11 protein-coding genes are annotated in these 14,184 nt (G+C 72.7%); 6 read left to right on the forward strand and 5 right to left on the reverse strand.

Going from position 1 to position 14,184, the window contains the following annotated elements; genetic code table 11:
- Positions 1-18: 18 nt before the first annotated feature.
- A complete protein-coding gene (locus ABZU32_RS29285; protein ID WP_354927021.1) occupies positions 19-339 on the reverse strand; it encodes an antibiotic biosynthesis monooxygenase in 321 nt (106 codons plus the stop codon).
- Positions 340-539: 200 nt separating this feature from the next.
- Between ABZU32_RS29285 and ABZU32_RS29290 the strand changes: the two genes are divergently transcribed.
- The gene (locus ABZU32_RS29290; RefSeq protein WP_354927023.1) at positions 540-1,217 is read left to right on the forward strand and encodes a DUF4328 domain-containing protein; all 678 of its coding nucleotides are present in this window, start codon (positions 540-542) and stop codon (positions 1,215-1,217) included.
- Here ABZU32_RS29290 and dnaE read toward each other — a convergent pair.
- Both dnaE and ABZU32_RS29300 read right to left on the reverse strand, forming a co-directional pair.
- Positions 1,126-4,995, reverse strand: coding sequence for a DNA polymerase III subunit alpha (dnaE, locus tag ABZU32_RS29295; RefSeq protein ID WP_354927065.1), 3,870 nt, complete (start codon positions 4,993-4,995; stop codon positions 1,126-1,128). The two genes, ABZU32_RS29290 and dnaE, sit on opposite strands and share 92 nt — an antisense overlap.
- Positions 4,995-5,261 carry a DUF6504 family protein gene (locus tag ABZU32_RS29300; protein WP_354850451.1) on the reverse strand — a complete coding sequence of 89 codons (267 nt, stop codon included), beginning with the start codon at positions 5,259-5,261 and terminating at the stop codon, positions 4,995-4,997. The genes dnaE and ABZU32_RS29300 overlap by 1 nt, the downstream gene beginning before the upstream one ends.
- 258 nt (positions 5,262-5,519) lie before the next feature.
- Between ABZU32_RS29300 and ABZU32_RS29305 the strand changes: the two genes are divergently transcribed.
- The 5 genes from ABZU32_RS29305 (at position 5,520) to ABZU32_RS29325 (ending at position 11,711) form a co-directional block, all read left to right on the forward strand.
- Positions 5,520-6,683, forward strand: a complete 1,164-nt coding sequence (locus tag ABZU32_RS29305) for an ABC transporter substrate-binding protein (protein WP_354927025.1) — start codon at positions 5,520-5,522, stop codon at positions 6,681-6,683.
- A gap of 33 nt (positions 6,684-6,716) precedes the next feature.
- Positions 6,717-7,610, forward strand: coding sequence for an ABC transporter permease (locus ABZU32_RS29310; protein WP_354850446.1), 894 nt, complete (start codon positions 6,717-6,719; stop codon positions 7,608-7,610).
- A 40-nt stretch (positions 7,611-7,650) separates the two neighbouring features.
- Complete coding sequence (locus tag ABZU32_RS29315) at positions 7,651-8,520, forward strand: ABC transporter permease subunit (protein ID WP_354927027.1); 870 nt, start codon at positions 7,651-7,653, stop codon at positions 8,518-8,520.
- A complete protein-coding gene (locus ABZU32_RS29320) occupies positions 8,517-9,605 on the forward strand; it encodes an ABC transporter ATP-binding protein (RefSeq protein ID WP_354850440.1) in 1,089 nt (362 codons plus the stop codon). Before ABZU32_RS29315 ends, ABZU32_RS29320 begins: the two co-directional genes overlap by 4 nt.
- Before the next feature lie 129 nt (positions 9,606-9,734).
- Positions 9,735-11,711 (forward strand): protein kinase, encoded by a 1,977-nt coding sequence (locus tag ABZU32_RS29325; RefSeq protein ID WP_354927029.1) that lies wholly within the window; start codon positions 9,735-9,737, stop codon positions 11,709-11,711.
- Between the two features lie 71 nt (positions 11,712-11,782).
- Here the strand turns inward: ABZU32_RS29325 and ABZU32_RS29330 are convergent, their stop codons facing one another.
- Together ABZU32_RS29330 and ABZU32_RS29335 are read right to left on the reverse strand one after the other, a co-directional pair.
- Positions 11,783-13,153, reverse strand: a complete 1,371-nt coding sequence (locus ABZU32_RS29330) for an MFS transporter (protein ID WP_354927031.1) — start codon at positions 13,151-13,153, stop codon at positions 11,783-11,785.
- 220 nt (positions 13,154-13,373) lie between these two features.
- Positions 13,374-14,165, reverse strand: coding sequence for a Mut7-C RNAse domain-containing protein (locus ABZU32_RS29335; protein ID WP_354927033.1), 792 nt, complete (start codon positions 14,163-14,165; stop codon positions 13,374-13,376).
- Between the last annotated feature and the right edge of the window lie 19 nt (positions 14,166-14,184).

Consider the following 14,184-nt stretch of genomic DNA (forward strand, 5'->3'; position numbering starts at 1 on the left):
GGTGTGGCGGGCGACGGTTCAGGGGGTGATTGTGGCGGTTTCGGTGATTACGGTGTGGTGGGTGACGGTGGGGTCGAAGGCGGTGAGGACCTTCTGTGCCTCGGGTTCGACGACGGCGGCGTCCACATCGGGCGCGGCGAAGTCGCGCACCGCGTCCATGGACGCCCACAAGGTGATCACCTCGATCTCGACCTGACCGTCTCTGTCGCGGTTGAGCAGGTAGGCGCCCCGGTGACCCTCGATGCCGCGCAGCTCGGGGATGACGGCCTGGGTGAAGTGCCGCCGGTAGGCCTCAGCGCCCTCGGTGGTGGCGGTCGCACGCCAGATTCTCGCGATCATCACGCTCTCCTCCGGTTCGGACGGGTTTCGCCGGTGGTTGGGCAGTGTCGGGCAAACCCTAGATCATCTCGGGGAGATCCAGGATCTTCTCCTCCGCCTCGCCGATTAGCGGAGAGGCGCACGGGATAGGAGTGAGTCAGGCGTCGCGCTACGTCACAGATGAAACCACGACTTTCAGCGCATGCCGGGGGGAGACACTCATGCGCTATGCCCGATCCGCAGTGAGCAGGTCGGCGGTCGGCGTCTACCTGGCGCTCGCCGCCCAGATCGCCACCCTGACCTGCCTGGTCGTCTTCGAGGAAGCACGCGGCAAGCAGCTCGCGCGACAGGTCGCGCGGCTGGGCAGCGACCCGCACGCGCCCGGGGCGGAGGCCGTCGTCGGCGCCGTCACCTGGTTCGCCATCCTCATCCTGCTGGTTGCCGCCGCGACGGTCGCCGCCGGCTGCTCCTACTTCGCCTGGCTCCGCCACGCCGGGGCGACCTCCCGCATGATCGCCATCGCCTGGTTCGTGCCGGTGCTCAACCTCGCCGCGCCCGCGCTGCTCGTGCACGCTCTGCGGGAGGACGCCGGGCTGCGGGAGGGTCGCCGCCGGTCGTGGGTGGTGCTGCTCGCCGCGTGGTGGGGGTGCTGGCTGGCCATGGTGTTCCTCATCCTGATGCGGCTGCCGTTCACCCACTCGCCGCAGGGCAGGGACCTGACCGGTCTCGGCGCGGCCGAACTGGTGGTGGCGGTGGTCGCCGCGCTGCTGTGCGCGGCGACCGTCAGGGAGATCACCCAGGCCAGGGTCAGCGCCCGTCCTTCGTCGATCGCGCATTCTCTGAAGCTGCTGCCCGCGTTGCGGTCGCTTCCCCGGCACACCTATCCGGCGGGGGACTGAACCCGAGCGGCCCGGAGCTTCCCGGGCTGGCGTGCCACAGTTTGCGGGGCGGCCCGGTCACCCCGGGCGCGGCGCCGAGGTCGGCGTAGGGGGACAGCCGGTAGCCGTTGCCGTACTCGATGCGGCGCCCGCCGACGCCCGCCCGCTCCTCCCGCGAAGCGCGCGACCTCGCCCCGGCCGGCTGCGGGTTCAGGCCCAGGGCGGCCCGCACCGCGTCGAGACCTTCCTCCCGCCACAGCCGGTCGAGCTCGGCCAGGTCCCAGCAGTCGACGGCGCGCAGCGACACCGCCCGCGCGCCGACCCGGCGCACGACCCCTCTGGCGACCAGCATCCAGGACCCGAACACCGTGGCGGCGCAGCGCGCCTGGACCGACTCGAAGAAGGTGAGGTCGACGGGGCCGGTCGAGTCGTCCAGCGTGGCGAAGATGACGCGCTGCCCGGAACGGATCGCCGGGGTCTGCGTGGCGACCTTCACCCCGGCGACCAGGATCTCGGCGCCGTTGCGCAGCGTGAGCAGCTCGCTGGACCTGACCACGCCGATCGCGTCGAGCAGTTCGTCGTAGAAGCCGATCACGTGCCGGCTGACGTCCAGGCCGAGGATGTCCAGCTCGGCCTCCACGGCCTCGGCCTCGGTCATCTCCGGCAGCTCGCCGGGCGCGATGTGCTCGGTGAACGCCATGGGGATCTGCACGGCGGACGGCGGCCCGCCCGCTCCTGAGCCGGCCGATCCGGGATCCGGGCCGGGGCCAGGAGGGGAGGCGGGGCCAGGAGGGGAGGCGGGGGCGGCGGGGCGGGGGCGACCGCCCGGGCGGGCCTTGCGCCGCGCGGTCACGCCGGTGGAGGACGCGCGGTCCAGGACGCCGATCTGGGCGATCAGGTCGCGCCTGGTCAGCTCCCCGGGACGCCAGCGCGGGCCGCCGGGGTGCAGCCCGTGCAGCGCGTCGAGGCCGCCGACCTGCACGATGCGCTCGGCGACCGGCCGGGACGGGCGGGCGCGCTCCCAGAAGTCGGCCAGCGAGGTGTAGGGCCGCCCGGTGACCATGCGGTCGACCTCCGCCTCGCTGATCCCCTTGACCGCCGAGAACGGCACCCGCAGGCCGTACCCCGCGGAGAACGTCCCGGGATCGCCGCCGACGGCCCCCGCGTCGCCATTGTTCTCCGCATCACCTGGACGCATCGCATCACCTGGACGCGTCGCGTCGCCGAAACCCGTCGCGTCGTCAGAACCCGGCGCGCCGCCGGGGCGATTCCGGAGGCGTTCGACGAGCCAGTGGCGGCCGGAGTGGTTGACGTCCAGGGGGAGAACGGCCACGCCGCACTTGCGGGCCTCGTCCAGGATCACCCGCCCGGGGTACATGCCGGGGTCGTGCGTCAGCACCCCGGCGAGGAACGCCGCCGCGTGGTGCCGTTTCAGCCAGGCCGACTGGTAGGTGGGCAGGGCGAACGCCGCCGCGTGCGCCTTGCAGAACCCGAACGAGCCGAACGCGTCGAGCACCTGCCAGGCGCGGTCGGTGGTCTCGCGGTCGAACTCGGGCAGCACCTCGGCCTCCCACCACGCGCGCACCCGTTCGCGGCCCTCGGGGGTGCCGAGGGCGCGGCGGACCTTCTCGGCCTCCGACAGGCCGCAGCCGGTCATGACGTCGACGACCCTCAGGACCTGCTCGTGGAAGACGACGACGCCGTTGGTCTCCTGCAACGCCGGCCGGAGAAGGGCATGGGGGTAGGACGGCTCGCGCCAGCCGTGCCGGGATTCCAGGTACGGGGTGACCATGTCGGAGTTGACCGGGCCGGGCCGGAACAGGGAGATGTCGACGATCAGGTCGTGCATGGTGCGCGGTTCGAGCTTGGTCACCAGCTCGCGCTGGCCGGGCGACTCGATCTGGAAACAGCCGATGGTGCGGCCGGTGCAGATCATGTCGTAGGTGGCGCGGTCGTCCTGGGGGACGTCGCGGTCGAGGTCGATGTCCTGGCCCTCCACCCGCCTGATCTCGCCGAGCGCGTACGCCATCGCCGACTGCATGCGCACGCCGAGCACGTCGAGTTTGAGCAGCCCGGCCTCCTCGACGTCCTCCTTGTCGAACTGGCTCATCGGGAAGTCGAGCAGGCTGCGCTCGACGGGGGTGCGGTCGCGCAGCCCGGAGTTGCCGACCAGCACGCCGCAGGGGTGCAGGGCGATGTGGCGGGGCAGACCGTCGAGCCGCTCGGCGAGCTGGAACATGGCCGACAGGGCGCGGTCGTCCAGGCCGCTGCCGCGCAGCTCGGGCAGGTCGGACAGGGCGGCGCGGATCTGCCGGGCCCGGACGTGCGGGAACGCCTTGGCGATGAGGTCGGTCTCGTGCGGCGGCAGCCCCATGGCGGCGCCGACGTCGCGGATGGCGCTGCGCGCGCGGTAGGTCTCCATCATCGAGACGCAGGCGACCCTGTTCTCGCCGTAGCGGTCGAGGATGGCCTGGTAACAGTCGAGCCGCCGCGCCGACTCCACGTCGATGTCGATGTCGGGCAGCCCTTTGCGCCCCTCGGACAGGAAGCGCTCCATGAGCAGGCCGTGGTCGAGCGGGTTCACCTCGCCGATGCGGACGAGGTAGTTGACCAGGCTGCCCGCGCCGGACCCGCGGATGGCGCAGCGCACCCCCATCGCACGGATCAGGTCGGTGATGCCGGAGACGACGATGAAGTACCCCGAGAGCTGCTTGCGCTCGATGATCCGCAGTTCCTCGGCCAGCCGTTCGCGCGCATGCCTGGATCGTTCCATGCCGCGCGCGTACAGCCCGTCCTCGCACCGGCGGCGCAGCAGGGGGACCGGGTCCTCCTCGACCTCCGGAAGGTGCACGCGTTCGGGGTCGTTGCGCAGCGCGAGGATGTCCAGCGGGTCCAGGACGCACCGTTCGGCGACCTGCCGCGTGGCGGCGAGCAGCCGGCGGGCGTGGTCGTGGTCGCCATCGCAGACCCGCGCGGCGACCTGTGCCATCTCTTTGCCGCTTTTGAGGTAGGCGTGCGAGGCGGAGTGCTCCAGGTACCGCGTGTGCAGCGGCACGAGCTTGCGCGCGGCGTCGAGCACGTCGCCGACCCGGTAGTCCCCCGCGTCGAGGTGGCGCACGGCGTTGGTCAGGACGGCCGGCACGCCCAGCGAGCGGGCGAGGGCGAGCATGCGCCGGGCGGTGCCCGCCTCGTGCTGACCGTACTGGTCGACGACCTCGACGACCAGGTCGGGGACGGCCGCCCGCCAGGCGGCGAGCAGGGCGCGCGCCCGCTGGTCGTGGCGCGCGGCGACGGCCCGCCCGACGTCGGACCTCGGGCCGAGCATGACCAGCAGCCCGGCGGCGTGCCGGGCGACCAGCTCGCGGGTCACCCGCGGCTCGCCCCGCCGCCCGGCGTGGTGGGCGTCGGTGGTGAGCCGGCACAGGTGCGCCCACCCGCCCGTGCGCGCGAGGACGGTGACGCGCTCTTCGCCGTCGCCGTCGTCCCCCGCCGGCCGGTGCGGCGCCGTACCGCGAGACGCCGGGCCGTGGGAGGCCGTGCCGCGGGACGCCGTGCCGTGGGACGCCGGGCCGCCGCCGTCCTCCGCCGGGCCGCGCAGCGCCAGGTCGACGCCCACGACCGGGTGGAGGCCGGCGTCGAAGCACGCCTGGACGTGCTTGACCGCGCCGTACATGCCGTCGCGGTCGGTCAGCGCGAGGATGTCCATCTCGTGCTCGGCCGCCCGCGCGACCAGCTCGCCGGGGAACGCCGTGCCGTATCGCAGGGAGTAGGCGGAGGCGACGTGGAGGTGGGGGAACATCAGTCCCACGCCCTGAGCATCAGCCAGCCGTCGCCGGCGGTGTCGAACCGCAGCTCGTAGGTACCGGTCGCGGCGCCGGGGCTCGCCTCCACCCGCCAGAACCGGCGCTCGCCCGGGTCGTTCTCGGAGATCTTCCACCACTCGCGGGAGGTCACCCAGTGGTCGAGGACCCGGTGGACCACGTAGAGACGGTCGCGCCAGACGAAACGGGCGGGCTCGCCGTCTCGCGTCCACACCTCGATGGGGTCCCCGTAGATTCTGCTCAAGGCGCTCCTTCTCCCTGGGCCGCGGTGGAACTTCGTGAGCACCCGGGGGAAGGCGGGTCGTGCTACATCGAACATATGTTCTCAGAGCCCAGAGGGCAAATCACCCCACCCTTCACGTGTCGCCCCGGTCGTCGTACGAGTGAACGATCACGTCACCGTGTGTTCACACAACGACACCCGAACGCAGCGGAGTAGATACGTTTTGTTGTCCAGCCCCGCCTATGTTCATCCCCACAACCTCGAAAGTGGGATACAAGCGTGCAAACACCTCGAAAGCGGCTCGTCGGGCTGGCAGTCGCACTGACCGTCACCGCATCCCTGGGCGCCGCCGCCTGCGGCGCGGCCCCGACGGCCGGCTCCGGCGGCGGCGCCTCCCTCGGCGGCGCCGTCACGACGGCCACCTCCGCCGCCGACCTCGGCGGCCTGGACAAGCTCGTCGAGGCCGCCAAGAAGGAGGGCCAGCTCAACGTCATCGCCCTCCCGCCGAACTGGGCCAACTACGGCGAGATCATCAAGGCCTTCTCCGACAAGTACGGCATCAAGGTCAACAGCGAGAACCCCGACGGCTCCAGCGCCGACGAGATCAACGCCGTCAAGACCCGCAAGGGCCAGGACCGCGCCCCCGACGTGCTCGACCTCGGCCAGGCGTTCGCCCTCAGCGGCGCCCAGGAGGGCCTGTTCGCCCCCTACAAGGTGCAGACCTGGGACAAGATCCCCGAGGGCCAGAAGGACGCGAACGGCACCTGGTACAACGACTACGGCGGCTACGTCTCCATCGGCTGCGACGCCAAGCGCGTGAAGACCTGCCCCGCCACCTTCGCCGACCTGCTCAAGCCCGAGTACAAGGGCCAGGTCGCGCTGAACGGCAACCCGACCAAGGCCGGGTCCGCCTTCGCCGGCGTCTACGCCGCCGCCCTCGCCAACAGCGGGACCTTCGACGACATCCAGCCGGGCCTCGAGTTCTTCAAGAAGCTGAAGGCCGCCGGCAACTTCAACCCCGTCGAGTCCACCCCGGCGACCGTGCAGAGCGGCGAGACCCCGATCAGCATCGACTGGGACTACCTCAACGCCGGGTACACCGACGAGTTCGTGAGCAAGGGCGTCGACTGGAAGGTCACGGTCCCCTCGGACGGCAAGTACGCCCAGTACTACGCCCAGGCGATCAACAAGGACGCCCCGCACCCGGCCGCCGCGCGGCTGTGGCAGGAGTACCTCTACAGCCCCGAGGGCCAGAACCTCTACCTGAAGGGGTACGCCCGCGCCGTGCTGCTGCCCGCCATGCAGACCGACGGCACCGCCGACGCGACGCTGGTCGGCAAGCTGCCCAAGGTCGAGGGCACCCCGCAGTTCCCCACCGACGCGCAGGTCACCAAGGCCAAGGAGACCCTCGCCTCGGGCTGGGGCGACGCGGTCTCCGGATGACCCGCACATCGACGATGCGATCGGCTCTCCCCCATGGCTGAAACGCACTCGGCGGCTCCCGCCGGCCTTCCTCTCAACACCAAGGTGAGGGAAGGCGGGAGCCGTCCCCGCTCCAAGGGCTGGACCGGCGCCCTGCCGCTGCTGGTGTTCGTCGGCCTGGCCTTCGGCATCCCGACCGTGGCGCTGCTCGGCGGGGCGTTCACGGCGGACGGCGCGCCCAGCACCGCCAACCTCACCGCCTCCCTCAAGGGCGCCTACCTCACTGCGCTGCTCGGCAGCGTCAAGCTGTCCGCGGTCGTCGCCGTCGCCGGAGCCGTCGTCGGCACCTTCCTCGCCCAGGCGGTCGTCACCTCCCGGTTCCGCGCCCTGCGCGAGGCCGTGCTGACCGCCTCCGGCGTGCTGGCGAACTTCGGCGGCGTCCCGCTGGCCTTCGCCTGGACGGCCACGCTCGGCAACTCCGGCGTGCTCACCCGGCAGCTGAACCTGGGCGACCACGGCTGGAACCTCTACAGCTTCTGGGGCCTCGCCCTGGTCTACCTGTACTTCTCGGTCCCGCTGATGGTGCTGGTCGTCGTGCCGGCACTGGACGGCCTGCGGCCGCAGTGGCGGGAGGCGGCGCAGAACAACGGCGCGAGCGCGTGGCAGTTCTGGCGCTACGTCGGCATCCCGGTGCTCACCCCGAGCCTGCTCGGCGGCGTGGTCCTGCTGTTCGGCGGCGCCTTCGCGGCGTACGCGACCGCGGCGGCCATGGTCGGCACCGTGGTCCCGCTGGTGACGTTGCAGATCGCCGACGCGCTCACCGGCAACGTGCTGATCGGCCACGAGAACGTGGCGCTGGCCCTCAGCCTCGACATGATCGTGGTGGCCGGCCTGGTCATGGCCGTCTACCTCCCCCTCCAGCGCAGGAGCGCCCGATGGCTCCGCTGACCCCCCGCCCGCACGCGGCCCCCGACCACCGGAGCCCGCGATGGCCGCGCTGACCCCCACGGTGCTGCCCGACGCCGGCACCCCGGCCGCGCGCCCCGGCCGCCCGCGCCGCGTGCGCGTGTGGCGCGGCGTGGTGCTGCTGGTGGCCGCGCTGTACTTCCTGACGCCGCTGCTCACCTCGTTCGTGTTCACCGTGAACGACCCGGCGCGCGGCTTCACCCTGGACGCCTACCTGGAGATCTTCTCGGCCGAGGGATTCGTCCAGAGCCTGCTGCTGTCTCTCGGGCTCGCGGTCGCCACGATCGTCGTCGTGCTGGCCCTCACGCTGCCGGCGATGCTGGCCGTGCGGCTCAGCGCGCCCCGGCTGCGGCCGGTCATGGAAGTGGTGTGCACGCTGCCGCTGGTGGTGCCGCCGATCACCTTCGTGGCCGGCATCAGCACGGTGCTGCGCTGGGGGCCCGACTACCTGGCCACCACGCCCTTCTACCAGACCATCATCGCCGTCCAGAACCCCGCCTTCCCGGCGGTGCTGGTCATCGCCTACGTCGTGCTGGCGCTGCCGTTCGTCTACCGGGCGCTGGACGCCGGGCTCGGCGCGATGGACGTCCGCACGCTGGTGGAGGCCGCGCGGAACTGCGGGGCCTCCTGGCCGCACGTGATGCTCCGCGTGATCATCCCCAACCTGCGGACCGGCCTGGCGAGCGCGTCGTTCCTCACCCTGGCCCTGGTGCTCGGTGAGTACACCGTGGCCCGGCTGCTCGGCTACCAGCCGTTCCCCGTGTGGATCGTCACGATCTCCGGCTCCAACGCCGCCATGTCGGTCGCCGTATCGATCTTCAGCCTGCTGTTCGCCTGGCTGTTGCTGCTCATCCTTTCCACCGCCGGCAATAGGCAAAGGAGTGGTTCGTGAACGGGGCTCGGGTGGAGTTCCGGGGGCTTCGCCGCGCGTTCGGCGCGACCGTCGCCCTCGACGGCCTCGATCTGACCGTCGAACCGGGCGAGCTGATCGCGCTGCTCGGCCCGTCGGGCTGCGGCAAGACGACGGCGCTGCGCTGCGTCGCCGGGTTCGAGAGCCCCGACGCCGGGGCCGTGCTCGTCGACGGCGAGGACATCACCAACGTCCCGGCCAACCGCCGCGACGCCGGGATGGTCTTCCAGTCCTACAGCCTGTTCCCCAACCTGAACGCCTTCGACAACGTGGCGTTCGGGCTGCGGGTGCGCAAGGTGCCCGCCGCCAAGCGGCGCGCCCGCGCCGCCGAGCTGCTGGAGCTGGTCGGCCTGCCCTCGCACGGCGACCGCTATCCGCACCAGCTCTCCGGCGGCCAGCAGCAGCGGGTGGCGCTGGCGCGCGCGCTCGCCCTGGAGCCGCGGGTGCTGCTGCTGGACGAGCCGCTGTCGGCGCTCGACGCCAAGGTCCGGGTCACGCTGCGCGAGGAGATCCGGCGGCTCCAGCTCTCGCTGGGCATCACGACGATCTTCGTGACGCACGACCAGGAGGAGGCCCTGTCGGTCGCCGACCAGGTCGCGGTGCTCAAGAGCGGGCGCCTGGAACAGGCCGGGCCGCCCGCCGAGATCTACAACCGCCCCGCGACGCCGTTCGTGGCCGAGTTCGTCGGGACGATGAACCACCTTCCCGGCCTGCTCGACGGCCAGGAGGTGCAGGTCGCCGGGCAGCGGCTGCCCGTCCACGGCGCGACGCCCGGCACCCCGGAGGTGGACGTGCTCGTCCGCCCCGAGACCGTGCTGGTCACCGCGGCGCACGACGGCGAGGCGCTGGTGGTGACCAGCTCGTTCCGCGGGTCGTCGGTGCGGCTGCTGCTGCGCCTGGCCGACGGCACCGAGCTGCTGGCCGACCTGCCCGCGCACGACGCCGCGCGGCTGTCCCCCGGCGTCCAGGCCGCCGTCCGGCTCGTCGAGCGCCCCGTCCTGGTGGCCGCCCGCACCCCGGCGGCGACCCCGGCCACCCCGGCCACCGCGGTGGCCGCCGCCGAGTAGGCCGCTTGACGGCCCGGTGGCGGTTCGCAGGACGACCGCCGCCGGGCCGTTATGCGAGGGAGGCCGCCGGGGGGCGCGCTCTCGGTAGGCTTGCCGTCCCGAAAAGGTGCATAGCGGTAAGGCGACGTGGTGAACAACCTAGGTCCGGGCGACCCCCTCCAGATCGGCCGATACCGGCTGCTCGGCCGGCTGGGCCGCGGTGGCATGGGCACCGTGTACCTCGGCCAGGACGAGACCGGGCAGCGGGTCGCCGTCAAGGTGATCAACCACGAGTACAGCCAGCACGACCAGTTCCGCGTGCGCTTCCGCCGCGAGGCCGAGGCGGCGGGCCGGGTGCGCCGCTTCTGCACGGCGGCCGTCCTGGACGCCGCCCTCGACGGCGACCAGCTCTACGTCGTCACCGAGTACGTCGACGGGCCGAACCTGTACGACGCCGTGCGGTCCTCAGGGCCGCTGCGCGGCTCCAGCCTGGACGCGCTGGCCGTCGGCGTCGCCACCGCCCTGACGGCCATCCACAGCGCGGGCGTCGTCCACCGCGACCTCAAGCCGTCCAACGTGCTGCTCTCGCCGGTCGGCCCGCGCGTCATCGACTTCGGCATCGCCAGGGCCCTGGACACGCTGAGCGGGATCACCGGCACCGGGCAGCTCATGGGCACGCCCCGGTACATGGCCCCGGAGGTGCTGCGCGGCGCTCCCGCCTCGCCGGCCTGCGACGTGTTCTCGTGGGGCTGCCTGGTCGCCTTCGCCGCCAGCGGCCGCACGCCGTTCGGCGGGGAGTCCCTTCCCTCGATCGTGTACCAGGTGCTCAACAGCGAGCCCTCGCTGGAGGGCATGGAGGCGGCGCTGCGCGGACTGGTTTCGGCGACGCTCGACAAGGACCCGGCGCGGCGGCCCACCTCGCAGCAGATCCTCGACCACATGGTCGGCCGCACCACCCCCGAAGGCGCCCAGCACACGGTCGTCCGAACCTGGCAGGCGGGGCACCCGGAGGCGGGGCGTCCCGGTCAGAGCACGGCGTCCCCCGGTCAGAGCGCGGCGTCCCCCGGTCAGACGCCCGCCCACCCGGCCCCGTTCTCCACCTTCGCGGGGCCGCCGCCCACCGCCCCGCTCACGGGCGGGCAGACCACGGCCGCCTGGCAGCCGCCCGGCCAGGCGCCCACCGTCGCGGGACAACCCCCCACCATCTCAGGGCAACCCCCCACCATCGCAGGACGACCGCCGACCGTCGCCGGGCACCCTCCCACCGTCGCGGACGGGACCGCCGGGCCGGGAACCGGCTGGCCGGGGGCCGGCGGGGCTGGGGCCAGTGGCGCTGGGGCCGGCGGGGCGAACCGGCGCACGCGGCTGATCGGGCTCGCCGTCGCCGGCGTCGTCGTGCTCGCCGCGGGCGGGCTCGGCCTGCGCGCCTGGCTCACGCCGTCCGGGCCGCCCACCGAGCTGAGCTACCTCTACCGGGACGACTTCAACGACAGCGGCACCGGCTGGGGCGGCAGCGCGTACACCGGCCAGGAGTACAACACCTACGGCTACGCCTCCGGCGGGTACTACGCCATCGACGTGACCGACGAGCGCGCCGAGCGCATTGAGACGGCCCCGCTGCCGTTCGTCCCCAAGCAGCCCGCCACGCCCGATCCGTCCGCGACCCCGACCCCGACGACGCCCGAGCAGTTGCTGATCACCGTGACGACGGGTGTCCGCGAGTCCAAGGGGCCCGGCGAGTACGGGCTGTTCTGCCGGGCCGACCAGGAGTCGCGGCGCAGCCGGTACGAGTTCCTGCTCACCGCGCAGGGCGAGGCCCGCATCCGCCGGGTCACCAAGGGCACCGGCGGCAACCTCACCACGCCGGTCAAGGTGGGCGATCTGTCAAAGGGTGCCACCCTGCAGGCCGAATGCGCCGCCACCGGCGAGGGGGTGCGGCTGCGGATGTGGGTGAACGGCGAGGCGGTGCAGTCCTACGTCGACGACTCCGGCGCGCCCGCGAGCCTGCCCAACGGCGACGTCGGCTTCCTCGCCCGCGTGCCGGACAAGGCCGGCGCGACGCTGAAGACCTCCTTCGACGACTTCGTCGTCCAGGGCCCCTCCCCCAGCGCCTCCGGCCACGGCTGACCGCACCACGCGAAGTCCGGACGGCGCGAGACCCTGGTCCGCTGTCACGGATGTTCGCCGGGCCGGGAGGATCAGGTCGTCGCTGGATGCGAACCGGCGGGGACGGGGGCGGGTGTGGGGGCGCGGTTGAGTGCGGCGGCGCGGGCGATCTCTTCGGCGATGACCTCCCGCGTGGGCCAGGTGGTCACCGCGACCGCCATCAGGACCAGGCCGCACAGCGCCCAGGCGCCGACCACGACCGGCACGGGGAACCGTTCGGCGAACGCGCCGGCGGCGAGCACGGCCGCCGCGTGGGTGAGCTGGATGCCGCCCAGCATGATCCCGAAGGCGCGGGCGCGGTAGGCGTCGGGCAGCATCTGGACGAACAGCCCGTTCAGCGGGACCAGTACCGTGTTGACGGCGGCGGCCGCCAGGAGCACCAGCGTGAGCACCACCGGGAACGGCGGCGCGGCCAGGACGCCCACCAGCAGCAGCGGCCCGGCGAGCAGGAGCGGCTTGAGCAGCCGCAGTCGCCGCTCGGGACCGGTCATGCGGGTCACCAGCGCCCCGATGACGGCGCCGACGGGCAGCGCGGCCATCAGCAGGCCGGTGATCTGCGAGCCGCCTCCATAAGTGGGCGCCCACGCCGCGGCGAGCCCTTCGGGGACGATGGTGATGCCCACCACGCTGAACACCACCACGGCGGTGGGCCGCATGACCCGGTGCCCGAACACCAGGCCCAGCCCGTCGCCGGTCTCCCGCAGCAGCGAGCGCCGCGCGAGGTGGGTCACCGGGAGCGGCCGGGGACGCACGCCCCGCCAGAGCAGCAGTGTCGACAGGGCGAACGTCGCGGCGTTGATCAGCAGCGCGGCGTGCGGGTCGATGGCCGTGACCGCGCCGCCGACCGCGTACCCGGCGACCTGCGCGGCCTGGCCGGCCATGTTCTGGAAGGACAGCCCGACGACGTACCGGTCGCCGGTGAGCAGTTGCGCCACCATGGCCGAGCGGGCCGCCTGGAACGGCGGGGTGAGCAGCGAGGCGCCGAGCAGCAGCAGGAGCAGTCCGGGCATCGGCATCCCCGGCAGGGCCATGAGGCCGACCAGCGCCATCCGCGCGACGTCACAGATGATCATGACGCGGCGGTACGGGTAGCGCTCGGCCAGCGCCGCGAGCACCGGCCCGCCGGCCACCCAGGGGAGGTAGCTGATGGCGAAGCCGATGGCCGACAGCAGCACCGAGCCGGTGTCGGCGAAGACCAGGAAGGTCACGGCCACCTTGGCGAAATAGTCTCCCACCCAGGACAGGACGGCGGCGCCGAACAGCGCGCGGTACTCCGCCACCCCGAACACGTCCCGGAACGTCGCCGGCCGGTCGCCCGCGTCGGCGTCCGCGTCGACACCCGCCTCCCCGGTGACCGGTTCCCGATGTTCTCCGGCCTCGATCTCTCCACGCTTTTCGCTCACCGGCGTCCGTCCTCGTGTCAAGGGTCGCAGGTGGCGTGGTCCAGCGTGGGAGCCCGCGTCACGCCCGTCGGGTCGGCATAGCCCCCCACGACGCCATGTCGTATTTCTCCCTCTTCGACATGGCAAGGCTACAAAAAGTCATGATTACAGAACGAGGAGAGGTCTGTGGGACATTCTGCCGTGGATCCCCGGGATACCGTGGGGTCACCCCTAGCCACCCCTATTGCCTCTTGAGCGATATCGCCCGCTGAATCCCGTTCAAGGGCTTATGAGGGGTAATCGATGCTGTTGACACAATACGTTCCGCTTCCGTCACCAGCGCCGCCAGCCGGGCGCCGTGCGCGCCCCGCCAGTACACCCGGGCGCACACCGCGCAGCGCGCGAAGGTGTCGTAGCTGCGCCGCGTGCCCGGGCGCAGCGCCGGCGCCACCCGCTCCTTCGGGACCACCTCCAGCCGTCCGTTGCAGGCCGTGCATCTCGTCCAGGGCGCCAGCGGCGGGGCGAACCGTTCGAGGACGTCCTCGAACTGCTCCCTCGGCCGCGCGCCGCGCACGTAGGCCCCCAGCCACAGGCTCCGGCGGCACAGCAGCCCGCGGTCCTGCGTGAGCAGCACCCGCCGCTCGGCGTTCGCCCAGGCGATCAGCGCGTCGTCGTCCCGGTCGTTCTCGTACGCGGCGTCCACCCCGACCACCCGCAGCCACCGCGCCGGCGTCCCCAGATGCACGTCCAGCAGGAACCGATGCTCCGGCACCGCCTGCGGCCGCCGCACCCCGAGCACCGACACCACGGCCCCCGCCACCGGCCGGAACGACGGCGCCACCCGCCGGCCGTCCACCTCCAGCCCGCCCACCTCGGTCAACGGCACCCCGACCGACTCCACCACATGCCCCACCGACGACGTCCCGTCATAGGCGACGACGACGTCATCGGCGGTCCCGGCCCCCACCCGCCGGTGCCGTCCGGCGAGGAACACGCGGAGCCCGTCGTCGAGCCGGACCGCCAACTCCCCCACACCGTCCAGCATGCCAGGC

This window comes from Sphaerisporangium sp. NPDC005288 (assembly GCF_040607475.1).
GTDB lineage: Bacteria > Actinomycetota > Actinomycetes > Streptosporangiales > Streptosporangiaceae > Sphaerisporangium > Sphaerisporangium rhizosphaerae.

Excerpts from the sequence above, each read along its gene's own strand:
- ABZU32_RS29285 (WP_354927021.1), bottom strand. The coding sequence starts at position 339 with ATGATCGCGAGAATCTGGCGTGCGACCGCCACCACCGAGGGCGCTGAG.
- ABZU32_RS29315 (WP_354927027.1), top strand. The coding sequence starts at position 7,651 with ATGGCCGCGCTGACCCCCACGGTGCTGCCCGACGCCGGCACCCCGGCC.
- dnaE (WP_354927065.1), bottom strand. The coding sequence starts at position 4,995 with ATGTTCCCCCACCTCCACGTCGCCTCCGCCTACTCCCTGCGATACGGC.
- ABZU32_RS29290 (WP_354927023.1), top strand. The coding sequence starts at position 540 with ATGCGCTATGCCCGATCCGCAGTGAGCAGGTCGGCGGTCGGCGTCTAC.
- ABZU32_RS29310 (WP_354850446.1), top strand. The coding sequence starts at position 6,717 with ATGGCTGAAACGCACTCGGCGGCTCCCGCCGGCCTTCCTCTCAACACC.